Raw genomic sequence first — 22549 nt, forward strand, 5'->3', positions numbered from 1 at the left:
CTTGCTAAGGGTCCGGCGGCATGACGTCATTTCCAGCTCCACCCTCCGGCCTGATCGACGGACCTGTGCACCGCTTTGCCGTGCGCGCCTATTTCGAAGACACCGACCTGTCGGGGGTGGTCTATCACGCCAATTACCTGCGCTGGTTCGAACGTGCGCGCAGCGATTGCGTCCGCCTGCTGGGGATTGACCAGCGCGCCGCGAATGAAGGTGGCGAGGGTGCCTTTGCCGTGGTCGACCTGACCATCCGCTATGCCGTGCCCGCCCGGCTCGACGATGTCGTGAACATCGAAACGCGCTGCACCGCCCTGCGCGCCGCATCGTGCCTGATGCACCAGAAGGCGTTCCGCGGCGACGGCGTACTTCTGTCCGAAGCGACGTTCCGGGTCGGCTTCGTCTCTCCCGAAGGCCGTCCGCGCCGCATGCCTGCCGGCTGGCGCGAGGCCTTTGCCACCATTGCCCTTGAAGGATCCGAATGACCCTGCTTCCCTTGCTCGCCGCTGCCGCCCCCAAAGCGGTCTCGGGCCACCTCAACCCGGTCAAGCTGTTCCTCGACGCGGACATTGTCGTCCAAATCGTCATGGCCGGGCTGATCCTGGCTTCGGTCTGGGTGTGGATGATCGTGCTGTCATTTTCGCTCCGCTCGGGCGGCATCCGCACGCGCTGCGACACCTATGAACGGGCCTTCTGGAAGGCCAAGGACATCGACGCGTTTCAGGCCGAATGGGAAGCGCGCGACACCCCTTCGGCGCGGGTTGCCGCTGCCGGCCTGGCCGAATGGCGCGCCTCGGCCCGGCGCGACAAGGACGGCACCCGCCAGCGGCTGGCTCAGGCGATGGACGGCGCGATCGCGCAGGAGGCCGACCGGCTGGCGGAACGGCTCAATTTCCTCGCCACGGTTGGTGCGGTGGCGCCCTTCGTGGGGCTGTTCGGCACGGTCTGGGGGATCATGAACAGCTTCTTCCAGATCGGCCAGCAGCAGAACTCGTCGCTCGCGGTGGTCGCCCCGGGCATTTCCGAAGCGCTGTTCGCCACCGCGATCGGGCTGTTCGCGGCGATCCCTGCGGTCATCGCCTACAACCGCTTTTCGCACCGCGTCGACCAGCTCGAAGCGCGGCTGCAGCGCTTTGCCGACCGCTTCCACGCCAGCCTGAGCCGCGATCTGGAGGCGGGATAAATGGCCTTCGCCACGCCTCGTCGCAGCAAACGCCGCGGCCGCGCGCCGATGGCAGAGATCAACGTCACCCCGCTGGTCGACGTCATGCTGGTTCTGCTGATCATCTTCATGGTCACCGCGCCGCTGCTCAATGCCGGGGTGCCGGTCAACCTGCCCGACAGCCAGGCCAAGGCGCTGGATCAGCAGGCGCAGCAGGTCAATCTGTCGATGGATGCTCAGGGCCGCCTGTTCATCGACCAGAGCGAAGTCGCCCCCGGGGCGCTGGCCGACAAGCTCGCCGCCCTGCCGCGCGGGGCCGATGGCAAGCCACCGCTGGTCACGCTGCGTGCCGACAAGGCGCTGGACTATGGCCGGGTGATCGCGGTGATGGGCCAGCTCAACCGCGCCGGGTTCAACGCTATTTCGCTGGTCACCACCAGTTCAGGCGCGGCTGAATAGGGCCCGACCATGGCAGCCATCGCCCTTCGCAGCGAAGAACGCATCGGCCTGGGCCTGGCGCTGGCGGCGCATGCCGCGCTGGTGGCCTGGCTGGCGCTGAGCCCGCCTGCACCTGCGCCGCTGCCCCCGCCCGAACGGATGACCGTGACGCTGAGCGAGGATGTCGGCCTGACCGCGACCGCGCCTGCGCTCGACGAGGCCCCGGTGCTGGGCGAAGTCGCGCCGATCCCGCAGCCGCAGCCCGCCGCAGTTGCGCCGCCAAAGCCGCAGCCCGCACCGCCGCGTGCCGTTCCTGCGCCCGCAGCCAAGGTCGCACCGCAGCCCCCGCGCGTGGCCCCTGCCAAGGTTGCGCCGGCCCGTCCTGCGCCGGTCACCACCCGGCCCGCCGGTGCCAGCCGGATCGGTTCCGATTTCCTCAAGGGCGTGTCCGGCGCGCAGGGAACCGCGCGCACGGCCGCGCCTGCCGCAGCCTTCGGGCCGCAGCAGCAATCGGCCCTGCGCGCGGCGATCATGCGTCAGCTCAAGCCGAACTGGAGCGCACCGCAAGGTGCCGATGCCGAAAAGCTGGTGACCCAGGTGCGCTTCAACCTCAATCGCAGCGGCGCGCTGGTCGGCGATCCGCAGGTGATCGCGCAAAGCGGGCAGACCCCGGCCAATGCCGCGCAGGTCCGGCTCCACGCCGAACGGGCGATCCGCGCGGTGCGCCTGGCCGCGCCTTTCATCCTCCCGCCCGACCTTTACGATCACTGGCAGACGGTGACATCGACTTTCGACAGAAGGCTATCGCAATGAAGTTTGCCCCCTTTGCCCTCGCGCTGATTCTTGGTGCAGGCAGTGCGTTCGCGCAGACTACCCCGCCGCCGACCACGCCCGCTCCCGGGATCGACGTGACCGTGTCGGACGACAGCGACTGGCAAAACCAGACCATCGCCATCCCCGCCTTCGCCACCAATGCCGACGTGCCGACCCGGACCAGCGCGGGCAGAACCGGTTCGCTGGGTTTCACTCTGGCCAGCGTAATCACCGCGGACTTGCAGAACAACGGGCTGTTCAAGCCGACCGGCCCCGGCGCCCTGCCGCGACCGGCGCTGGGCCAGGTCCAGGCGCCCGAGTTCGGTACGTGGAGCACCCGCGGTACCGACATGCTGATCCAGGGCTATGTCCGCGCCGAAGCCGACGGGCAGGTCACCGTCGGCTGCTATCTCTATGACGTCGCGCTGAAGCAGCAGCTGGCCAAGGCCGGGTGGACCCTGCCGCCCGCCGACTGGCGCCGCGCCGCGCACAAATGCGCCGATCTGGTCTATTCGCGGCTCTCGGGGGAAAGCCCGTTCTTCGACAGCAAGATCGCCTTCATCGCCGAATCCGGCCCCAAGGATCGCCGGCTCAAGCAACTCGCGATCATGGATTCGGACGGCGAGAACTTTACCAAGCTGACCACCGGGCAGGCCACCGCGCTGACTCCGCGCTGGTCACCCGATTACACGTCGATCCTCTATCTGTCCTATCTCAACGGCCAGCCGCGGATCTATATCCTCGATCCCGCGACCAGGACCCAGCGGCTGCTGCTGTCGGCCCGGAACCCGTTGTTCGCGCCGCGCTGGTCGCCCGATGGCAAGTGGGTGCTCTATTCGATGGCCCAGGCCGGCAATACCGACATCTACAAGATCCCGGCAGCGGGCGGAAATGCGATCAAGCTGACCGACAGTCCGGGGATCGACATCGGCGGCAGCTTCTCGCCCGATGGCAGCAGGATCGTGTTCGAAAGCGACCGCTCGGGCAGCCAGCAGGTCTATGTGATGGACGCCGACGGATCGAACCAGAAGCGCATCAGCTTCTTCGGCGGGCGCAGCGCCACGCCGGAATGGAGCCCGCGCGGCGACCAGATCGCCTTTACCCACATTGTCGGCAACCTGCGTGTCGCGGTGATGGATCCGCAGGGTGGCTCGCTGCGCTATCTGACCGATAGCTGGCAGGACGAAGCCCCGACCTGGGCCCCCAACGGCCGGGTCATCCAGTTTTTCCGTACCGCCAAGACCACCGGCAAGACCAGCGTCTGGCAGGTCGACCTGACCGGGCGCAACCTGCGCCGGATCGAGACCCCGGGCGACGGCAGCGATCCCGCGTGGGGACCGCTTCGTCCCTGATCGTCCCTCACCCATCATTGACTCTGCGGCCCGGCCCGCGAAGCTGAATTCGAAGGAGTAAGCCATGAAGACTAACCTCGCACTTGCTGCAATCCTGGCTGCGGGCCTGGCCGTTTCAGGCTGTTCCAAGAAAGCGCCCAAGGTGCTGCCGCCCGATCCGGGCGGTTCGGTCTCGACCGAGACCCCGGGTGCCAATCAGGGCCCGGTCCCCGGTAGCCAGGCCGATTTCGCCGCGACGATGATGGGCCAGGACACGATCCTGTTCGATACCGACAAGTACAACATCGACAGCGCCGATCAGACCGCACTGGCCGCCCAGGCGCAGTGGCTGGCCAAGTATCCGGCCAAGCGGATCACCCTGGAAGGGCACTGCGACGAACGCGGCACCCGCGAATACAACCTGGCGCTGGGCGAGCGCCGCGCCAACGCGGCCAAGAACTATCTGGTTACCCTGGGCGTGGATGCGGCGCGGATCACCACGGTCAGCTATGGCAAGGAACGGCCCGCGGCGCTGGGATCGGACGAGGACAGCTGGGCCAAGAACCGCCGCGCGGTAACCGTGACGCTGGATTGATGGGTAAGGCGCTTCCCGCGGCTATTGCAGCGCGGGAAGCAGCTGGCTGATCGTCGGCAGGTTCGGCGCCTGGGCGCTGATCGGGAGGCGCAAGGCAGAGCCCGCCCCAACGCCAGCGCCGTGATCGCTGCCCAGCAGCACCAGTCCGGTCATTGCCAGCACCGACAGCGCGATTGACAGGGCCAGTTGCTTGCTCATCACGTGCCTTGTGCCCGTTTCGGCACGGACTTTCAACCCTGCCAGCCCTGAACAAAGGTCCATGGCGTGCATCGATACTTGCGCGCCCTACCCCCGAAAGCCTATCGCACCACAATGAGCCGTCCCAGCCGATCCGACAATTGGGGATTCCCGCGCTGGCGCGGCTATGAAGGCGCGCGCGAAGCGGCGACCGTTCGGCTGTGCGATCGTCACGGCTGCAACGAAGTGGGCAGCTGCCCCGCGCCCAAGACGCCTAACAGTCCCGAACGGTGGATGTTCTGCCAGCGTCACGCCGCCGAATACAACGCCGGGTGGGACTATTTTGAGGGGCTCGACAAGGAAGAAGCCGCCCAGCGCGAAGCGGACGAGACCCGCGACAACTCCGGTTATCACGAGGCGGCCCACTATGGCTGGGCGGGCTCTGGCGACGGCAGCCGCAGCCGCGACGAACTGCGCGCGCTCGACCTGCTGGAACTGACTCCGGACGCCGATTTCGACGCGATCAAGAAAAGCTACAGGGCCAAGGCCAAGCTGGTCCATCCCGACGTCCGGCCCGGCGACGAAGACGCGGCCAAGGCGTTTCAGGCGCTGCAGCTGGCCTATGAGGTGCTCCGCGCGGCCGAGGAACGCCGCGAGTGGAAGGGCTGATCAGGCCCGCTTCTTCAATTTCTTGATCGTTGCCGAGAAGGTCAGCACCGGGCGGCCGTCATCGTCGATGATGCCGCGCACAAAGACGATCGAGAAACCCTGGCGGACCACTTCGCCGCGACCGGTCAGCAGCCGCCCGGGTTCGGCCGCGCCGATGAATTCGCAGTTCATCGTCAAAGTCACCCCGTGGATCGATCCGTCGATTCCGCTGGCACTCATGAACAGGACATAGTCGGCAAAGGTCATCAGCGCCCCGCCGTGGATGTTGCCCCCGCCATTGCGGTTCTTGGCTTCGGGCATGAAACCGCAGACCAGCCCGTCGCCCTCGGGCCGGCAATAGAACGGCCCGGCATGCTCCTCGAAATCGTCGACCGGCTCCCAGTGGTGCCAGCCGGCCCACGGCCCTTCGCTGACCAGGGCCAGGCGCGAATCGCCGGGCGTATCGGCGTCGGATTGCAGCTTGTCGTGCGGTTCGTGGGTCATGGCAGCGGGCCAAGCATATTGCCCGGCCCGCTGCAAGCCGGATCAGACCGCAGCCAGCGCCTGTTCGAAGTCGGCGATCAGATCGTCGGCGTTCTCGATTCCGATGCTGACGCGGACCAAGTTGTCGGTGATGCCGAGCTGGGCCTTGCGTTCGTCCGGCACCGACAGGTGGGTCATCGCCGCGGGCAGGCTGGCCAGCGTTTCGGTGCCGCCCAGGCTGACCGCGAGCTTGGCGATCCTGAGGTTGTCGAGGAAGCGGAACGCCTCGGCCTCGCCGCCCTTGATATAGAGCGAAAATGTGCTGCCCGCGCCGGTGCAGTGGCGATCGAAAATGTCCTGCTGGCGCGGATCGTCGATCATTCCCAGATAGCCAAGCTTTTCGACCTTGGGATGCACCGCCAACCAGGCGCAGACCCGCGCGGCGTTCTCACCGGCGCGGTCCATCCGCAACTCGACCGTTTCCAGGCTGCGCATCAGCATCCAAGCGGTGTTGGGATCGACGATCCCGCCCATCACGTTGCGCAGCATCCGCACCGGGGTCATCCACTTCTTCGCCCCGGCGATCGATCCGGCGACCAGATCGGAATGACCGCCGACATATTTGGTCAGCGAATAGACCACGATGTCGGCGCCGTGATCGAGCGGGCGCGACCACAGCGGGCCCAGGAAAGTGTTGTCGATCGCGATCGGGCATTCGGGGCCGAAGGCGGCATCGCGGGCATCGCGCACAGCCTCGACGTCAACCAGCGCGTTGGTCGGGTTGGCCGGACTTTCAAGATAAACCATCGCCACCTTGCCGCCCTGCGCCGCGGCCTGGGCCTTGGCCCTGGCCATCACCGCGTCGAGCTCTTCGCGCGTCGCCCCGGCGGGGAAATCGACATAGGTGACGCCGAAGCGGCTCAGCGTCTTGGCAACGAAGCCCTCGCTGGCGGCATAGAGCGGGCCCGAATGGACGATCACGTCCCCGGCGTTGCAATAGGCCAGGAACAGCACGCAGATCGCGGTCATCCCGCTGGAAAAGCTCAGCGCCTCTTCCGCGCCGTCCCAAACAGCCAGACGGCCTTCAAGGATCTGCTGGTTGGGTCCGTTGAAGCGCGAATAGACCAGCCCGTCGGTGCCACCGGGAACCTTGCCGGTGATCCCTTCGAAGAAACGCTTGCCGTCAGCCGCGCTGGGGAAGGCGAAGGTGCTGGTCAGGAAAATCGGCGCCTTGAGGCTGCCCTCGGACAGCACCGGATCATAGCCATGGCCCATCATCAGGGTGGCGGGCGAAAGTTCGTGGTTGCCGATATGGGTGATTGCCGCCTTGGGCTTTCGCGCGGGCGTGGGGGTGTCTGCCATGCTTGGCATCCTTCCTGAATTCAACGCCCCCAGGAAGGCGGGAGCTGGTCATTGGCCGGGGCCGGGGTTCCTAACCTCCGCAGGAACGCATCTCCCCAAGGGCCGCGCCTGCGGATAGGGCAGCGCACGGCCCAAATCAATATCGTTGCTGTTGAAACCGGTTAAGTGCTAGCCATGGTTCCGGGTCGAACTTTATACCAATAATGGAGCAAAGTCCGATGTCCAATACCAACCTGCTGGCCTTGGCCATGCGTCTGTTTGGCGCGGTTTTCTGCGTGATCTATCTGCTTGCGATCGTATGGCCATCGGGCTGGGCCTGGCACGAGGGCAGTCCGGCTACGAACGATTATTTCCTGATGATCGTCGGGGTCTACTTCACTCTGGGCGTGTTCCTGATCCGCGGTGCAGGAAATCCGGCGGCGAACGCTTCGCTGATCTGGTTCACCGTCTGGTCCAGCTTGGTCCACGCCGGCATCATGGCGTGGGAGGCAATGCGCGCGCCGATGCATCAGGGCCATCTGATGGGCGACGTGCCAGCGCTGTTGCTGGTTGCTGTTGTCTTTGCCGTGCTGATGCGACGCGGCGCGGCAGCCTGATCCTGATCAGTCTTCGGTAATCAGGCTGCGCTCGCGGGTTTCGGGCAGCAGCAGCGTGGCGACGCCGGCCATGGCGATGACCAGAGCGACGTAGATGTAGAACAGCCACTCCACGCCGGCGCCCTTCAGCGCCAGCGCGACCATTTCCAGCGTCCCGGCGAACAGCGCGTTGCCGATGGCGTAGGGCAGCGCCACGCCCAGCCCGCGGATGTGCGCCGGGAACAGTTCGGCCTTCACCAGCGCGTTGTTGGCGCTGTAGCCGCTCTGCAGAGTCAGCGGGATCAGGATCAGCAGCGTGGCGATCACCGGCGAGGTTGTCTGCTCCAGCGTCAGGAACACCGGTACGGCGGCCAGGGCCCCGCCGATGCCGAAGATCAGCAGCATGGGTTTGCGCCCGAAGCGATCGGCCAGCGCGCCGAACAGCGGCTGCATCGCGGTGAACCACAGCAGCGCCACAGCGATGATATAGGTCGCGGTGGCCTTGTCGAAGCCGACCGTGTTGAACAGGTACTTCTGCATGTAGCTGGTATAGGTATAGGCGCTGAGCCCCCCGCCGGCCGAGAGCATCGCGACCAGAATGCTTTCACGGCGATGGTCGCGCCACAGCAGCCGGGCGGTGGAGGCCGGGCGATCGACCGCCTGGTTGGTGAATGACGGCGTTTCGCCCAGGTTACGGCGCAGCAGGTAGACGCCAAGCGCCAGGCCTGCGCCGATCACGAAGGGAATGCGCCAGCCCCAGGTGGTCAATTGCGCCTCGCTGAGGAAACCCTGCAGCACCACCGCCACGGCGATCGCGCAGAGCTGCCCGCCGCACAGCGTCATGTACTGGAAGCTGGCCCAGAACCCGCGATTCTCCTTCGGCGCCATCTCCGACAGGTAGGTTGCACTGGCGCCGTATTCGCCGCCCAGCGACAGTCCCTGCAGGACACGGGCGAGCAGCAGCACGGCTGGGCCAAGCAATCCGGCCTGGGCATAGGTCGGGGCGACGGCGAGCAGCAATGAGCCGCTGAACATCAGCGCCACCGACAGCGTGAGGCCCGCCTTGCGCCCCCTGCCGTCGGCAAAGCGGCCCATCACCCAGGCCCCGATCGGGCGCATGACAAAGCCCGCGGCGAAGATCGTCGCGGTGCTTAAGAGCTGGGCGGTGGGATCGGCCTTGGGGAAGAAGACCGGGGCGAAGTAGATCGCGAAACTGGCATAGGCGAACCAGTCGTACCATTCGACCAGGTTGCCGGCCGAGCCGCCGATGATCGAGACCAGCCGCTGGCGGGGTATCGACAACTTCGCGCCCATTGCGTCGTTCCCCCCGCCAAGTCCCGGTTTACTTCGGCGAAATCACCATCAGCATCTGGCGGCCTTCCATGCGCGGCCAGGCTTCCATCTTGGCCACTTCGGCGGTGTCGTCCTGGACCCGCTTGAGCAGGTTCATGCCCAATTGCTGGTGCGACAGTTCGCGGCCGCGGAAGCGCAGGGTCACCTTGACCTTGTCGCCTTCGCCGATGAACTTGTGGATCGCCTTCATCTTGGTGTCGTAATCGTGGTCGTCGATGTTCGGACGCATCTTGATCTCCTTGATCTCCTGCGTCTTCTGCGACTTGCGGGCGAGATTCGCCTTCTTCTGCGCCTCGTAGCGGAACTTGCCGACATCGAGGAACTTGCACACCGGCGGGTCGGCGTTGGGGCTGACTTCGACCAGGTCAAGGCCGACCTCGGCCGCCTGCTCGATCGCTTCGCGGGTGTACATCACGCCGATATTCTCGCCGTTCTCGTCAATGACGCGAACCTTGTCGGACGTGATCATCTGATTGTAGCGCGGGCCGCTCTTAACGGGGGGCTGCATGCTGCGCCGGGGTGGGGGTGCTATGTTGGAATCTCCTGAGACGTTTTTCTGCGCCGCTCCATAGTCCGAAACCGGGACTTGGGAAAGGGTTTAGGCTGCGTTTCGACTTGCGGCACGGCCAGTGCGGGGTATCAAGTGCGTGGCGGTGGAACACCGATGCCAGGGGAGGCGGCATATGGCGACAGTTGCGGCGCGGTCCAGCCGCGCAAGACCGGGGGCGCTCTATTTCCCGGTGATGACCCTGCTGCTGGTCATGCTGTCGTTCCTGGCCTTTGCCGACAATCTGATCACCGATGTCGGCCAGCCGAGCAATTCCGATCCGAAAATGATCGTCCATGCGCTGTTTTCGGCGGCCTGGGTGATCGCCTTCGCGGTGCAGGCGTGGCTTGTTTATCTGGGCCGGATCGCCGCGCATCGCCGCATCGGGCAATGGGTCTTCGCGATCGCCGCCGGCATGGTGCTGAGCACGCTGTACCTCTTCATCGCCAAGTTTCGCGGCTTTGCGGCGATGGAGCCCGAAGTGATCGCCAACCGCCTGCTGATGGCGGTGTTCGCGGCCTGCACGTGGCTGGCCTACCAGCGGCGCAACCGGCCCGACTGGCACAAACGGCTGCTGCTGGTCGGCACCATGGCCCTGCTCGAACCGATCCTGGCCCGGCTTTACGATCCGCTGTTCGGTCCCCTCCTGCCCAAAGTGATGAGCGAGACGACCGACATGGCGCTGTTCCTGACCTACCTGTTCGGCGTGTGGCTGGCCTTTCTGGGTTCGCTGGCGCTGTACGACCGGCGCCTTATCGGCCGCGTCCACCCCGCGACGCTAGGTGGAAGCGGCGCGATCGCGGCGTGCAATGCTGCCGCATTCCTGATTTGAGGCGCGCCACAGCGGGAACTGGGCCAGTCGGCCCGAGGCGGGGAGCACCGCGTCGACCGCGCTGGCCGGCTGCATCGCCGCGATGATCGCCGGATCGGCGGCATCCATCCCGCCGGTCAGGGCGCCGAACGCGGGGAGGATCAGCTTGCGCTCACTTGCCACCCAGCACGGCCGGGCAATCATCCGGCCGCGCGCCGAAACGCGCAGGCGCGGGTGGTAATGGCCTGACAGTTCGGCCCGCACTTCGCCCTTCAGCGCTTCGTGGCGCAGGACGATCCCGGCCAGTTCCAGCTCGTCCACCGCGGTGCCCCACGGCACCCGGCCCTGGTCGTGATTACCGGCGATCCACACCCAGTCGGTCGCGCGGCTCAGCGCGTCGAGCATCCCCGCGGCGTGCGGCTCGAGCCGCTCCGGCCCGGCGGTGTCGTGGAAATTGTCGCCCAGACAATAGACCCGCCGCGCCCCGGTCTGGCGAATCGCCCCGGCCACCCGCTCCAGCGTTTCGCGGCTGTCATAGGGCGGCAGCATCTGCCCGTGACGGGCGAAGAAGCTGGCCTTTTCAAGATGCAGGTCGGCCACCAGCAGCGCCGCTTCGCGCGGCCAATAGAGCGCGCGTTCGCCGACCAGGGCAAACTCCTCACCTGCGAACGAAAAGGGAACCATGGCTTTTCCTTGCCGCAGCCCCCGGCTTTTGGCAAGCGCCCGCTGATGACCGACTGGACCCCCGCCACCACCCGTGCCCGCGCCTGGTTCGAAAGCCTGCGCGACCGGATCTGCGCCGCTTTCGAAGAGATCGAGGCCGAGGCGGGCAGCGCCGCGCGCTTCGATTACCTGACCTGGCACCGCGAGGAAGCGGGCAACGACAATCCCGGCGGCGGCACCCGCGGGTTGATGAAGGGCCAGGTGTTCGAGAAAGTCGGGGTCAATGTCTCGACCGTCCACGGCACTTTTGCGCCGGGCTTTGCCGCCAGCATCAACGGTGCCTCGGACCAGGATCCGGGCTTCACCGCGACGGGGATCAGCCTGGTCGCGCACATGGCCAATCCGCACGTCCCGGCGGTGCACATGAACACCCGCTTCCTGACCACGACCAAGGCGTGGTTCGGCGGCGGCGGCGATCTCAATCCGCCGATCCCTTATCCGGAGGATACCGCCGACTTCCACGCCGCCTTCCAGGCCGCCTGCGACGCGCACGACCCGACCTATTACGAGCGCTTCAAGAAATGGGCCGACGATTACTTCTTCATCCCCCACCGCGGCGTCCACCGCGGCGTCGGCGGGATCTTCTACGACCACCTTGAATGCCCCGACCAGGCCGCCTTCGAAGCCAATTTCACCTTCACCCGCGATGTCGGCGAGGCATTCCTGGACATTTTCCCGCAGCTCGTCCGCCGCCGGATGGACACGGCCTTCACCCCGGCCGACAAACGCCAACAACTGGAATGGCGCGGCCGCTATGCCGAATTCAACCTGGTCTACGACCGCGGCACGCTGTTCGGCCTCAAGACCGGCGGCAACGTCGACGCCATCCTGATGAGCCTGCCGCCCGAGGCGAGCTGGGGTTGACCGATAGCCGCGGTTAAATTGTATATTAATCTGTTTAATCCAGAGGACGGCGCGTCGCTAGATAACAATAACCGAACGCGTAATCAGTAATCTGGGGAAAATCCAAATGAAGAAGATTCTTGCTTCGGCCGCAGTTCTTGCGGTCGCTTTCTCGTCGTCTGCCGCTTTTGCGCAGGACGCAGCTGCCTTTGAAGGTGTTTATGTGGGCGTGACCGCCGGCGGCGCACAGCTCGACAGCACGCTGACCGACGGCGACGAATATTTCACATACGGCGCCGCGCAGAAGTCGTCCGGCACCCTCGTGTACGGCGCTACTGCCGGTTACAACATGGCGGTCGGTTCGAACGGTATTCTTGGCCTCGAGGCGGATTTCAGCGGTTCGACCGGCAAGAACGACATCCCGGATCCGGACTGGGAATCGTATCTGCACCAGAAGGTTGACTGGTTCTCGACCGTGCGCGCCCGCGCCGGCCTGGCGACCGGCAATGCCATGGTCTACGCGACCGGCGGCGTCGCCTTTGCCCGCAACGACAACGCGGCCTATTACGATGCAGCCGGCTGCGGCAACAATCAGTACGACGTTTGCGTCAAGGAGACGAAGACCAGCCTGGTGTTCGGCGGCGGCGTTGAATACAAGCTCAGCGAGAAACTGAGCATGAAGGCCGAGTATCTGCACCTCGACGGTGCGACTGCGCGCTACCAGATCCCGACCACCACGTCGTCTTACGAAAACGTGGTGTTCAAGAACAATCTGAACATCGCGCGGATCGGTTTCAACTACAACTTCTGATCGCCGCGATCAGTCGAAATTGAAACCTTTGGGGCGGGCCGCAGGGCTCGCCCCAAATCGTACTGGGCGCGGCATCGGGCAAAAGCATCTCAACGCTTGCGCTTTGCCCACGCTTCATCCCACATAGGCCGCAATGCTGCGCCAGTACGAACTTGTTGAGCGGGTGCTCGCCTATGAGCCCGAGGCCGATGAGGCCATGCTCAACCGCGCCTATGTCTATACCGTGCAGAAACACGGCAGCCAGAAGCGCGCCTCGGGCGATCCCTATTTCAGCCATCCGGTCGAAGTTGCCGGGCTGATGACCGAATTGAAGCTCGACCAGGAAACCATCGTTACTGCGCTGCTCCACGACACGGTCGAGGACACGCTGGCGACCACCGAAGAAATCGAGCGGCTGTTCGGCCCCGAGGTCGCCCGGCTGGTCGACGGAGTGACCAAGCTCAGCAAGATCGAGGCGATGGGCGAGACCGAGCGCGCCGCCGAGAACCTGCGCAAGTTCTTCCTGGCGATGAGCGAGGACATCCGCGTCTTGCTGGTCAAGCTGGCCGACCGGCTGCACAACATGCGCACGCTGCATTTCATCCGCAGCGATGACAAGCGCCGCCGCATCGCCCGCGAAACGATGGATATCTATGCCCCCCTGGCCGAGCGGGTGGGGATGTACGAATATATGCGCGAGATGCAGCTGCTGGCGTTCGAGCAGCTGGAGCCCGAGGCCTATGCGACGATCACCGGGCGGCTGGCGCAGATCCGCAGCAGCGAAGGCGGGCAGGTCGATTCGATCGCACTGTCGATCAAGCAGGCGCTGGCCGAGGCGGGCCTCAAGGTCGAGGTTTCGGGGCGCGAAAAACACCCCTATTCGATCTGGAAGAAGATGGCCGAGCGCCACGTCAGCTTCGAACAGATCACCGACATCATGGCATTCCGCGTGCTGACCGACAGCGACGAGGACTGCTATCGCGCGCTGGGCGTGCTCCATCGCACCTGGCAGATGATCCCGGGGCGGTTCAAGGACTATATCTCGACGCCGAAGTCGAACGGCTATCGCAGCCTCCACACCGCGCTGATCTTTGAAAACTCAATGCGGATGGAAGTGCAGATCCGCACTCAGGACATGCACCGCACCAACGAATTCGGGCTGGCCGCGCACTGGGCCTACAAGCAGCACGAGCGCCCCGACGGGCAGGTCGGCTGGCTGCGCGACCTGATCGAGATCGTCGATGCCAGCCACGATGCCGAGGAACTGCTCGAGCATACCAAGCTGGCGATCTATCAGGACCGCATCTTTGCTTTCACCCCCAAGGGCCAGCTGTTCCAGCTGCCCAAGGGATCGACCCCGGTCGACTTCGCCTATGCGGTCCATTCCGACCTTGGCAGCTTTGCCGTGGGGGCCAAGATCAACGGCCGTCACATGCCGCTGCGCACTGCGCTGGCCAACGGCGACGTGGTCGAGATCATCAAGAGCAAGAGCGCGTCGCCCCAGCTCTCATGGCTGGGTTTCGTCGTCACCGGCAAGGCCCGCGCCGCGATCCGCCGCGCGGTGCGGCAAAAGGAAAAGCAGGAAATCGCCGCGATCGGGCGCGAGCTGTTCGAGGAAATCGCCAGCCGCCTCCCCAGCAAGATCGGCAAGAAGGCGGTCAAGGACGCGGTGAAGCGCCTTGGCTTTGCCAGCGAGGACGAGCTGATGCGGGCCATTGGCACGGCCAAGCTCGATGACCGCCAGGTGATGGAAGCCCTGGTTCCGGGCAGCGCCAAGGACCTGCCCGAGCCCGAGCACTGGCCCAAGCAGGAACGCGCGATCTCGATCCGCGGGCTCACCCCTGGGGTGGCCTTCCAGCTGGGCGAATGCTGCCACCCGGTGCCGGGCGACCGCATCGTCGGCATCCGCCGCCCCGGCACAGGCGTGGAAGTTCACGCGATCGATTGTCTGGAATTGGCCAGCGGGATCGATGCCGATTGGCTCGACCTGTCATGGGGCGAACGTTCAACAGGGGCGATCGGGCGGATCCGGGTGGTGCTCTACAATCGCCCGGGGACCCTGGCCGAAGCGACCGGGATCTTCGCCGGCAACCGTGCCAACATCATCCACCTGGAAAACACCAGCCGCGACGAGCTGTTCGGGACCTATGACATCGACCTGGAAGTGTCCGACCTTGCCCACCTGACCCGGATCGTCTCGGCGCTGCGGGCCAGCGATGCGGTGGCCCAGGCGGACCGGATCTGATGCCGCGCGGTTGCGGAGGCGGAGCCGAAGCAGAGCTATGAGCAAGATAATCGGCATCGACCACGTGCAGCTCGCCATGCCGGGAGGCGGGGAAGACATTGCGCGCGGGTTTTACGCCGCCCTGCTCGGCCTTAACGAAGCGCCCAAGCCGATGCCGCTGGCCGCGCGCGGCGGGTGCTGGTTCGAAGCCCCGGGGGTAAAGATCCATCTGGGCGTGGAGGCCGATTTCCGCGCGGCCCAAAATGCCCACCCGGCGCTGCTGGTCGATGATCTCAAGGCACTGGCCGCGCTGATCGAACAGACGGGCGGCCAGGTGCGCTGGGACACCGAATTGCCCGGCGTACTGCGCTGTCATGTCGCCGATCCCTTCGGTAACCGGATCGAGCTGATCCAGGCCTAGAGCTCGAGCATGACTTCGACCATGTCGCCCTCGCCCAGCCCCTCGGCCTTGCGCACCGCCGCCTTGACCGGCAGCAGCCAGCCCAGGTCCTTGCTGGGAAAGACCGAGGTGGCGAAGGTGCTCTCTCCGATCCGCGCCGTGACCTTCATCGAGCCGAACCCGCGCGGGGTCTTCTCCATCCGCCGCATCAGCGCAGTGCCCGAAAGCGCCTCGCCCGCCGCGCCGTCGATAGTGACGAAGAACCACGCTGCCGGCGCCGCAGGCGTGGTCCAGCGCCACAGCGGGCCGGTGTGGGCGATGGTTTCGGTCACTGCACCCGACGCACTGGCACCGGCACATTGCACACGTCGACCCCGCCCGCCGGGCGGATGTAGAACGGATCGCGCCGGTTGGCGCGCGCATCGGCGTAGCGCGCGAAGCTGGCCTTCTCGGTGTCGAGGTACTCATAGGCCGGCAGGTCCGCCACCTCGGCCGCCAACCGCACCGAGACAATCGGCACCCGCTCGTCGCCCTTGGCCAGGTCATAGAACCCCAGCTCGCCATGCCCGCGCGGCAGCGACGACATGTGCTCCATCCCCTCGATGATCCGGCCGACCAGGGCGATATTGCGATCGAGCTGGCGCGGGGCATGGCCGATGACGGTGTAAAGCTCGGCCCCGCTCCCGGTATTGGGCGGCATATCGCGCCCAACCCCGACCATGCCGTAGCAGTGGACGGGCCACTCCTCCGTATAGTTCGATGCGAAAGGCCAACCACCAAAATGATATTCGAGCGCAGAGTAAGTCAAACCACTATGTTCATCCGAACCTGTTGTCACAGGGCAAGGGTATTTGGGAACCTTGGCAGGATCAAAGCTGCACATGCTGGCGTAGCCGCGCCACATTTCCCTCTCCTTCGCAGTGGCAGTTGGCTTCATGGCCAATTTGGCGAGCTCTCGAATAGGATCAATGACGTAATCACTCTGCGGCACCTCAACCAACCCATTGGGCAATGCCCGCGCCTTGGCCCTGTCCTCGCCGTCGGGATCGCCCCACTGGGTGACATAGTTGTCCTGCACCCGCACCACCGCCAGCCCGTCCCACCAATGCGCCGCGGCGAGCTTGCGGATATTGCCGATCCAGCCCTGGCTGAACGGCGGCGGCAGCAGCTGGATCACCACCCTGCGCGGCTTGCCCTTCGCGTCGGGGGCGAGGTCCATCACCAACAAGTCGTTGCGGTCGATCGCATGCCAGTCGGCCTTCGGCGCCTTGGCGACGATCTCGGCCGGCGAGGGAAAGTCCCCGGGCTTGGGCGGCGGCAGCTGAGCGGCCAGCGGGGTTGCAGTGAGCAGGGCGGCGAGGAGCAGGGTCTTGCGCATGGCGCTGGTCTGCCAGCGAAATCACGCCGGGTCTAGGCACCCGCCTCCAGCGCATCGATGTCTGCATCGGACAGCCCGAAATGATGTCCGACCTCGTGGATCAGGACATGAGCGACCAGATGCTCAAGGCTCTCGTCCCCGCGCGCGATCCATTCGTCGAGGATCGACGCCCGGAACAGCCGGATCCGGTCGGGCATGGTCCCGCTGGCGGCGGCGAACTTGTCGCCCAGCGGCACGCCTTCATAGACCCCGGTCAGTTCGAACGGATCCTCGATCCCCAGCGCCGCCAAAGTCTCGTCATCGGCAAAGTCCTCGACCAGAACCGCCACGCCGTCCAGGTGCGCGCGGAACCCCTGCGGCAACCGCGCCAGCGCGGCGAGGGCCAGGGTCTCGATTTCGTCCAGGGTAGGGGCGTGCCCGTAGGTTCGTCTCATCCCCCGAATGTAGGCATGCCGCCCGCCAGCGCAACGCTTGCGCATCGCCGCCCTTGAAGCTAGGGCGCGCACTTCCAGTGCATGCGGAGCGGTGGCCGAGTGGTCGAAGGCGCTCGCCTGGAAAGTGAGTATACGTCAAAAGCGTATCGAGGGTTCGAATCCCTCCCGCTCCGCCACACAGTCCCAGCACTAGTCTCCGTCTTCAGGGCCGAGCTCGAATGCCGCGGCTTTGGCGGGGTTACAGGCCCAATTCCGTTTTCGCATGACCACTTCGAGCCGTCTCCGAGTCCATTCCGGCTGGCTTTGCGGCGGCAGTCTCCGCGCGGATCGTAATCGGTTCGGTTTCCCTGTTTTCAGGCGATAACAGGGAAAATCATAAAAATGAGGCGCCAAAACAGGCCTTTTGACGGCTGAGGGACCGCCTCGTTGCATAAGAAATTCCAGATTTCCGGGGGTTTCAGAGCCTCAAAACGCGTTTCCCTGTTATTCGCCGGAACAGGGTATTTATTCGACCATAACAGGCGAATTAATCGGCAATAACAGGCAATTTGCGCCCCATAACAGGGTTCAAAGAGGTGGCGCGAAACCCAACGTTTTGCGCTGTTGAGACCAGCCGATCGGTAGATATTGGTGGATCAGTTGCTCGAGATTGAGGCTGCGAGGCTGACGTCCGGCGAGTATCGCGCACTGGATGTCAGGAGCGAGAAAAGCGAGCCGCAGCAGACGCCGATCGTAGGGCGAAATTGGCGAAGTCTCGATGATGGGCAGGCCGCGCTCATCGCGTTGCACCATTGCATGGGCATTGCGCAGCGCGGCGATCAAGGTGGTGTCGTGGTCGGCTGTATCAAGCTGGCCAGCCACGATAGATCGGCGACCTCCGCGGAGTGGCAATGCCACGGGGATCGTAACCACACACTGCTCGCCGTACGACGCAATTTGTTCCTCACCGTCGATCCGAGCTGCCACGGCGCGTGCCAGGTTTGCCGGCAAGACCAGGTCGATGGCATCGGGGCGCAAGTGAACGGACAGTTGGATGGCACCAGAGTCCTTGCCGGGTAGCAATCGTTCGAGCGTATTCATGACTAGTTGCTCGATCGCGGTTGCAGCGACACGGTGCAGCTCCGGCTTGTGCTTGCCGCCGCGCTGCACAGAGGTCGAGACATAATAGCGATAAAGCCGTCCCGAGCGTCCGCGCGAATGCGCCGGGCTCATGGGTTCGCCGCGTACATCGAAGAGGCGCCCGCCAAGCCACGCCCGTTCGGTCCGGCGATCAGCGCTCGAATTACGACTGACCCGGTTGGCGGCAAGATGTTGCTGCACACGGTCAAACAGCTCCACGTCGATGATCGGCAAGTGCTCACCCTGGTGGACTAGGTTTCTGTGCACGATCTGGCCGCGATAGATTCGATTTCGCAGCAGGTGGAATAGCGCGCCCCGGCCGAACGAGGTTCCGCCAATCTCGCGCCCGTTGTTGGTCACATGCCGCTTCGAGACGACGCCATCGTTGGCAAGTGCAGCAGCCAGACGGTGAACAGATCCTATCGCGAGATAGCGTTCGTAAATATTGCGAACGATCTGCGCCTCAGCCTCGTTCACCCGCAGCGTCCTGCTTCCAGCTTCGGGCACATCGTAACCGAGCGGTGGCACACCGCCCATCCACATGCCCTTAGCCTTGGAGGCGGCGATCTTGTCGCGAATGCGCTCGCCGGTGACCTCGCGCTCGAACTGTGCGAACGAGAGCAGGACATTGAGCGTCAGTCGTCCCATCGATGAGGTGGTGTTGAATGCCTGCGTCACCGAAACGAAGCTCACCGCGCGCGCATCAAAGGCTTCGACGATCCGGGCGAAGTCGGCGAGACTACGGGTGAGCCGGTCGATCTTGTAAACGACCACCACATCGATTTTGCCGGCCTCGACGTCGTCGAGCAATCTGCGCAGCGCCGGGCGCTCCATTGACCCGCCCGAGAACCCGCCGTCATCGTAGCGGATTGGAATGAGCTTCCACCCTTCCGAAGCCTGGCTCTTCACATAAGCCTCACCCGCTTCGCGCTGCGCGTCGAGGCTGTTGAACTCTTGGTCGAGCCCTTCGTCCGAACTCTTGCGGGTATAGATCGCGCATCGCTTGCTCGGGGCTGCGGTCATGACGCCTCACGCAGGCCGAAGAAGCGCGGTCCGTTCCACTTGCTGCCGGCAATGGCAGTGGCGACTGCGGAGAGGCTGCGGTAGTGCTGGCCCTGCCAGCGGAACCCGTCGACCTCGACAACCACTTCGTGACTCTTGCCCTGCCACTGGCGGGTGAGCCGGGCCCCGATCCCGAGGTCGAGTCCCTCGGCACGGACCTTGCCCTTGCGGGCAAGCATGCGGCGGCTCTCGCCATCGAGCCCGCCCAGTGCCTCCGACTGCACGCGCCAGGCAAGGAGCATACGCAGGATCGGCACCGAGCGCAGCGCTGGGGGCGCGCCGTAGCGCTGCCCCCAGAACTGTCGGAGGCCCTGAAGGTCCAGCCGCTCGATCTCGGAGACAACCATGTCGACTGCGGCGCTCGTCACGCCGGCTTGCTCGCGCGGTATCGACGGACACCGCCGACCTTGTCCGAGGTGATCTTGAGCCCGCGCTTCCTGAGCGCGCCTGCCAGGGCGCCGCGCACCGAATGCTGCTGCCAGCCGGTTGCCGCCACGATGTCAGCGATGGTGGTGCCGGAGGGCACCAGGAGCAGTCGCTCGACGTGATCAAGTTTGCTTGGCTTCTTCTCAGGACTAGCTGGCATCCCTGCAACATCGCGCTCGCGAGCCATGCGGCGGGGCTTAGTTGTCGTCTTTGTCATCGTGTTGTCCTTCGGTACGCGCAACGGAAAAATTCCGGCCGCTACCGCCACGAGCCCGGCTCGCCGGACACCGACAGCAATGCTCTGTCTGCGGTGACAGTCCAGTCCAAACCGGTGGACAAAACCAGGGCTTGCCCCTTGGCACAAAAAAAGAACATCCTGTATATGAGCTGGCATGCCCAGCGTACCTGATGCGACCGATTCGATGGTCGTCCGCCCGTTGACGGTCGTCTACCGACCGATCGGCTTTCTCGTCCCTGATCCACGCAATGCGCGAACGCACCCGAAACGCCAGATTGAACAGATCGTTGCCTCGATACGGGCGTTCGGCTTCACCAACCCGGTCCTGGCCGATCCCGAGGGCCATCTCATTGCCGGACACGGCCGACTTCTCGCAGCCAAGCAAATCGGCATGGGCGAGGTGCCGGTGATCGAACTGGCCGGTTTGAGTGAAGGCCAAAAGAAGGCCTTGCGTCTCGCCGACAACAAGATCGCTCTCAACGCTGGATGGGACATCGAGATCCTCAAGCTTGAGCTTGCGGATCTATCGCTGCCTGAGTTCGAAGTGGATTTGGCGCTGACCGGGTTTAGCTCGGGCGAGATTGATGTGGTGCTGGGTGAGAGTGTTGACCCGGATGACGAAGTTATTCCCGAAGTGCCAATCGAGCCCAAGGCAAGGCTAGGCGATATCTGGCAGCTCGGCGAACATCGGATCGGGTGCGGCGACGGACGCGATATCGACTTCCTTCGCACTGTGGTCGGTGACGGCGATACGATCGACGCCGCGTTCCTCGATCCGCCCTACAATGTGAAAATCAATGGCCATTCCAATGCGGCAGGCCGTCACCGCGAGTTCGCTATGGCTTCTGGCGAGATGACCACCGCAGCGTTCCGCACATTCTTGACCGAGACATTGTCCGCTTGCGAACGGGTCTCACGCAATGGCGCAATTCATTTCATCTGCATGGATTGGCGCCACCTCGACGATGTCAGCCTGGTTGGAACCGAGGTCTACAACACGCTGCTTAACATCTGCGTCTGGAACAAGAGCAATGCCGGGATGGGCTCACTCTACCGCTCCAAGCACGAGATGGTGTTCGTTTACCGGGTCGGCGATGCGCCGCACACCAACGCGGTCGAGCTCGGCAAGCACGGCCGTAATCGCACGAACGTCTGGGATTATGCCTCAGTCAACAGCTTGCGCGGCAGTCGCCGCGAGGATCTGGCGCTCCATCCAACGGTCAAGCCGGTGGCAATGGTGGCAGACGCGATCTGCGACGTAACCAGGCAGGGCGAGCGCGTGCTTGATATCTTCCTTGGTTCGGGCACCAGCCTCATCGCAGCCGAGCGCGTGGGTCGCAGGTTCCGTGGACTCGATATCGATCCGGCCTATGTCGACGTGGCGATTACCCGCTGGGAGCAGCTGACTGGCAAAGCCGCAGTGCTGGTGCACCGCTCGACCGAGAAGCAATCCCATTGAGCAGCAATTTGGGGCGCTTCGAAAAGGGTCAATCTGGCAATCCTGCGGGTCGGCCCAAGGCGCGCCGGCCGCATATCTCAGCGTTCGACATCATCTTCGACAAGAAGTTGACGGTCACGCAAGGAGGTGTCGAACGCGAACTGACCGTCGACGAGGGTCTGCAACTGCAAACGTACCAGGCGGCCTTGAAGGGCAACAGGATGGCAGTGCGTGCTGTCCTGAAGATGATCGAAAAGCGCGAGAAGGCGATGGCCAAGCTCTCTCCTCAGGAGACTAAGGCTGTCCTGTTGGAACACGAGTACGACAGTGACCACGCGAACGAGGCCATGCTCATTCTGGGCATCGCAGAATATGTGGACAAGGAAGCCGGAGACGGTTGGATGCGGCTTGCGACCTGGGCAGCGCAAGCGGCACTTAGTCGACCTGGCCAGCGGTCGCTGAGCGAAAAGGAAATAGAGAATATCCGCCATTTCACTGCCGAGCCCAACAAACTCAAATGGCCTCGAAAGCGCAGAACGGCGTGAGTGACCAAAGCCCGGGACCGGCGCCAAAGGCGGGTTACAAGCAGCCGCCGATCACGTCCCGGTTTCAGAAGGGTCGAAGTGGCAATCCGCGAGGGCGTCCGCGCGGACGCAAAAACGAGATCCCCTATGACAGTGTGCTCGGCCAGATGGTCACAATCCGAGAAGATGGCCGCGAACGACGAGTAACAGCAGCTGAAGCATTCCTTCTGCAACTAACGCAGAAAGGACTGGCCGGCGATAGTGCGGCGGCTCGTGCCTCTTTAACCGCAATCGAAGAAGCGCGGGGACAGCGCCCGTCAGCCGGCGACCCACCCCTACTTGTCCAGATCGTTTTCGTGGGAATGGGCATTGGTGTTCTACTTCGTGACCTCGGGCTCGGGATCAAGACAAATCCCAGGAGCAAATCGAGAGTTCGCTGGTGGCTTAAGCCTTGGATTGTTGAAGCTGCATTGGCGCGACTTGGTGATCGCAGGTTGAGCTTGTCTGAGCAACGTGAGGTTTGGAATGCCACTCGCAAACCTGAGACGGTAAATTGGCCGGAGTGGTGGATTGAACGCGATTGATGTCGGCTTTGTTGGACATAGGAGACTGACCGGACTCAAAGGGGGCATCTCAGAAAGCAGCCTGTAGTCGAGCGAAT

Annotated in this window: 28 protein-coding genes and 1 tRNA gene; 17 read left to right on the plus strand and 12 right to left on the minus strand. The window is 64.3% G+C overall.

The features are described 5' to 3' along the window. Nucleotides 1-20: 20 nt before the first annotated feature. The 6 genes from ACFFF7_RS05680 to pal all read left to right on the plus strand — a co-directional run bounded on the left by ACFFF7_RS05680 (nt 21) and on the right by pal (nt 4333). The gene (locus tag ACFFF7_RS05680; RefSeq protein WP_379480387.1) at nt 21-479 is read left to right on the plus strand and encodes a YbgC/FadM family acyl-CoA thioesterase; all 459 of its coding nucleotides are present in this window, start codon (nt 21-23) and stop codon (nt 477-479) included. After that, nucleotides 476-1177 (plus strand): protein TolQ, encoded by a 702-nt coding sequence (tolQ, locus tag ACFFF7_RS05685; protein ID WP_379480388.1) that lies wholly within the window; start codon nt 476-478, stop codon nt 1175-1177. Before ACFFF7_RS05680 ends, tolQ begins: the two co-directional genes overlap by 4 nt. Continuing rightward, on the plus strand, nt 1178-1615 hold the full coding sequence (locus tag ACFFF7_RS05690; RefSeq protein ID WP_379480389.1) for an ExbD/TolR family protein: 438 nt from the start codon (nt 1178-1180) through the stop codon (nt 1613-1615). A gap of 9 nt (nt 1616-1624) precedes the next feature. Next, entirely contained in the window at nt 1625-2407 is a 783-nt protein-coding gene (tolA, locus tag ACFFF7_RS05695; protein ID WP_379480390.1) for a cell envelope integrity protein TolA, read from the plus strand. Continuing rightward, entirely contained in the window at nt 2404-3759 is a 1356-nt protein-coding gene (gene tolB, locus ACFFF7_RS05700; RefSeq protein ID WP_379480391.1) for a Tol-Pal system beta propeller repeat protein TolB, read from the plus strand. The genes tolA and tolB overlap by 4 nt, the downstream gene beginning before the upstream one ends. 64 nt (nt 3760-3823) lie before the next feature. After that, nucleotides 3824-4333, plus strand: a complete 510-nt coding sequence (pal, locus tag ACFFF7_RS05705) for a peptidoglycan-associated lipoprotein Pal (protein ID WP_379480392.1) — start codon at nt 3824-3826, stop codon at nt 4331-4333. Nucleotides 4334-4354: 21 nt separating this feature from the next. Here pal and ACFFF7_RS05710 read toward each other — a convergent pair whose 3' ends face one another. Then, nucleotides 4355-4531: a hypothetical protein gene (locus tag ACFFF7_RS05710; protein WP_379480393.1), complete on the minus strand. Its 177-nt coding sequence runs from the start codon at nt 4529-4531 to the stop codon at nt 4355-4357. Between the two features lie 114 nt (nt 4532-4645). Between ACFFF7_RS05710 and ACFFF7_RS05715 the strand changes: the two genes are divergently transcribed. Beyond that, nucleotides 4646-5179, plus strand: a complete 534-nt coding sequence (locus tag ACFFF7_RS05715) for a J domain-containing protein (RefSeq protein ID WP_379480394.1) — start codon at nt 4646-4648, stop codon at nt 5177-5179. On the opposite strand, the gene ACFFF7_RS05720 is transcribed toward ACFFF7_RS05715, so the two are convergent. Continuing rightward, entirely contained in the window at nt 5180-5662 is a 483-nt protein-coding gene (locus ACFFF7_RS05720) for a PaaI family thioesterase (protein WP_379480395.1), read from the minus strand. A gap of 42 nt (nt 5663-5704) precedes the next feature. Further along, nucleotides 5705-7003, minus strand: a complete 1299-nt coding sequence (locus ACFFF7_RS05725; RefSeq protein ID WP_379480396.1) for a cystathionine gamma-synthase family protein — start codon at nt 7001-7003, stop codon at nt 5705-5707. Between the two features lie 218 nt (nt 7004-7221). Here ACFFF7_RS05725 and ACFFF7_RS05730 point away from each other — a divergent pair, with 218 nt between their 5' ends. Next, nucleotides 7222-7599, plus strand: coding sequence for a DUF6632 domain-containing protein (locus tag ACFFF7_RS05730; RefSeq protein WP_379480397.1), 378 nt, complete (start codon nt 7222-7224; stop codon nt 7597-7599). Nucleotides 7600-7605: 6 nt separating this feature from the next. Here ACFFF7_RS05730 and ACFFF7_RS05735 read toward each other — a convergent pair whose 3' ends face one another. Further along, nucleotides 7606-8892, minus strand: coding sequence for an MFS transporter (locus tag ACFFF7_RS05735; RefSeq protein WP_379480398.1), 1287 nt, complete (start codon nt 8890-8892; stop codon nt 7606-7608). A gap of 28 nt (nt 8893-8920) precedes the next feature. Continuing rightward, nucleotides 8921-9439, minus strand: a complete 519-nt coding sequence (infC, locus tag ACFFF7_RS05740; RefSeq protein WP_379480399.1) for a translation initiation factor IF-3 — start codon at nt 9437-9439, stop codon at nt 8921-8923. Nucleotides 9440-9614: 175 nt separating this feature from the next. On the opposite strand from infC, the gene ACFFF7_RS05745 reads away from it, so the two are divergent. After that, nucleotides 9615-10310, plus strand: a complete 696-nt coding sequence (locus tag ACFFF7_RS05745; RefSeq protein ID WP_379480400.1) for a hypothetical protein — start codon at nt 9615-9617, stop codon at nt 10308-10310. On the opposite strand, the gene pdeM is transcribed toward ACFFF7_RS05745, so the two are convergent. Continuing rightward, nucleotides 10257-10973: a ligase-associated DNA damage response endonuclease PdeM gene (pdeM, locus tag ACFFF7_RS05750; RefSeq protein ID WP_379480401.1), complete on the minus strand. Its 717-nt coding sequence runs from the start codon at nt 10971-10973 to the stop codon at nt 10257-10259. The genes ACFFF7_RS05745 and pdeM overlap by 54 nt on opposite strands. A gap of 45 nt (nt 10974-11018) precedes the next feature. Here pdeM and hemF point away from each other — a divergent pair, with 45 nt between their 5' ends. The 4 genes from hemF (at nt 11019) to ACFFF7_RS05770 (ending at nt 15290) form a co-directional block, all read left to right on the plus strand. Then, the gene (gene hemF / locus ACFFF7_RS05755) at nt 11019-11876 is read left to right on the plus strand and encodes an oxygen-dependent coproporphyrinogen oxidase (RefSeq protein ID WP_379480402.1); all 858 of its coding nucleotides are present in this window, start codon (nt 11019-11021) and stop codon (nt 11874-11876) included. Nucleotides 11877-11982: 106 nt separating this feature from the next. Next, nucleotides 11983-12666, plus strand: coding sequence for an outer membrane protein (locus ACFFF7_RS05760; protein ID WP_379480403.1), 684 nt, complete (start codon nt 11983-11985; stop codon nt 12664-12666). Nucleotides 12667-12799: 133 nt separating this feature from the next. Then, nucleotides 12800-14890 carry a RelA/SpoT family protein gene (locus ACFFF7_RS05765; RefSeq protein WP_379480404.1) on the plus strand — a complete coding sequence of 697 codons (2091 nt, stop codon included), beginning with the start codon at nt 12800-12802 and terminating at the stop codon, nt 14888-14890. A 37-nt stretch (nt 14891-14927) separates the two neighbouring features. Continuing rightward, the gene (locus ACFFF7_RS05770; protein WP_379480405.1) at nt 14928-15290 is read left to right on the plus strand and encodes a VOC family protein; all 363 of its coding nucleotides are present in this window, start codon (nt 14928-14930) and stop codon (nt 15288-15290) included. Here the strand turns inward: ACFFF7_RS05770 and ACFFF7_RS05775 are convergent. From ACFFF7_RS05775 to ACFFF7_RS05785, 3 genes are read right to left on the minus strand one after another with little or no spacing between them, the layout of a single operon-like run. Continuing rightward, nucleotides 15287-15601, minus strand: coding sequence for a DUF1905 domain-containing protein (locus ACFFF7_RS05775; RefSeq protein ID WP_379480406.1), 315 nt, complete (start codon nt 15599-15601; stop codon nt 15287-15289). The two genes, ACFFF7_RS05770 and ACFFF7_RS05775, sit on opposite strands and share 4 nt — an antisense overlap. Next, complete coding sequence (locus ACFFF7_RS05780; RefSeq protein ID WP_379480407.1) at nt 15598-16647, minus strand: peptidylprolyl isomerase; 1050 nt, start codon at nt 16645-16647, stop codon at nt 15598-15600. The genes ACFFF7_RS05775 and ACFFF7_RS05780 overlap by 4 nt, the downstream gene beginning before the upstream one ends. Nucleotides 16648-16679: 32 nt before the next feature. Then, nucleotides 16680-17081 carry a metallopeptidase family protein gene (locus tag ACFFF7_RS05785; protein WP_379480408.1) on the minus strand — a complete coding sequence of 134 codons (402 nt, stop codon included), beginning with the start codon at nt 17079-17081 and terminating at the stop codon, nt 16680-16682. A gap of 85 nt (nt 17082-17166) precedes the next feature. Here ACFFF7_RS05785 and ACFFF7_RS05790 point away from each other — a divergent pair. Further along, nucleotides 17167-17257 (plus strand) — tRNA-Ser (locus tag ACFFF7_RS05790). Nucleotides 17258-17648: 391 nt separating this feature from the next. On the opposite strand, the gene ACFFF7_RS05795 is transcribed toward ACFFF7_RS05790, so the two are convergent. From ACFFF7_RS05795 to ACFFF7_RS05805, 3 genes are read right to left on the minus strand one after another with little or no spacing between them, the layout of a single operon-like run. After that, nucleotides 17649-19223, minus strand: coding sequence for a recombinase family protein (locus ACFFF7_RS05795; RefSeq protein ID WP_379480409.1), 1575 nt, complete (start codon nt 19221-19223; stop codon nt 17649-17651). Beyond that, on the minus strand, nt 19220-19630 hold the full coding sequence (locus ACFFF7_RS05800) for a DUF2924 domain-containing protein (RefSeq protein ID WP_379480410.1): 411 nt from the start codon (nt 19628-19630) through the stop codon (nt 19220-19222). The genes ACFFF7_RS05795 and ACFFF7_RS05800 overlap by 4 nt, the downstream gene beginning before the upstream one ends. Next, complete coding sequence (locus ACFFF7_RS05805) at nt 19627-19905, minus strand: DUF3489 domain-containing protein (RefSeq protein ID WP_379480411.1); 279 nt, start codon at nt 19903-19905, stop codon at nt 19627-19629. Before ACFFF7_RS05805 ends, ACFFF7_RS05800 begins: the two co-directional genes overlap by 4 nt. Before the next feature lie 175 nt (nt 19906-20080). Here ACFFF7_RS05805 and ACFFF7_RS05810 point away from each other — a divergent pair, with 175 nt between their 5' ends. The 3 genes from ACFFF7_RS05810 to ACFFF7_RS05820 are packed head-to-tail and all read left to right on the plus strand — an operon-like array spanning nt 20081 to nt 22472. Then, the gene (locus tag ACFFF7_RS05810) at nt 20081-21385 is read left to right on the plus strand and encodes a site-specific DNA-methyltransferase (protein ID WP_379480412.1); all 1305 of its coding nucleotides are present in this window, start codon (nt 20081-20083) and stop codon (nt 21383-21385) included. Then, on the plus strand, nt 21382-21909 hold the full coding sequence (locus tag ACFFF7_RS05815; protein WP_379480413.1) for a DUF5681 domain-containing protein: 528 nt from the start codon (nt 21382-21384) through the stop codon (nt 21907-21909). Before ACFFF7_RS05810 ends, ACFFF7_RS05815 begins: the two co-directional genes overlap by 4 nt. Then, entirely contained in the window at nt 21882-22472 is a 591-nt protein-coding gene (locus ACFFF7_RS05820; RefSeq protein WP_379480414.1) for a DUF5681 domain-containing protein, read from the plus strand. The genes ACFFF7_RS05815 and ACFFF7_RS05820 overlap by 28 nt, the downstream gene beginning before the upstream one ends. The last annotated feature ends 77 nt before the right edge of the window (nt 22473-22549 follow it).

Origin of the sequence: Novosphingobium aquiterrae, from assembly GCF_042434435.1 — a bacterium.
Taxonomy (GTDB): Bacteria; Pseudomonadota; Alphaproteobacteria; order Sphingomonadales; family Sphingomonadaceae; genus Novosphingobium; species Novosphingobium aquiterrae.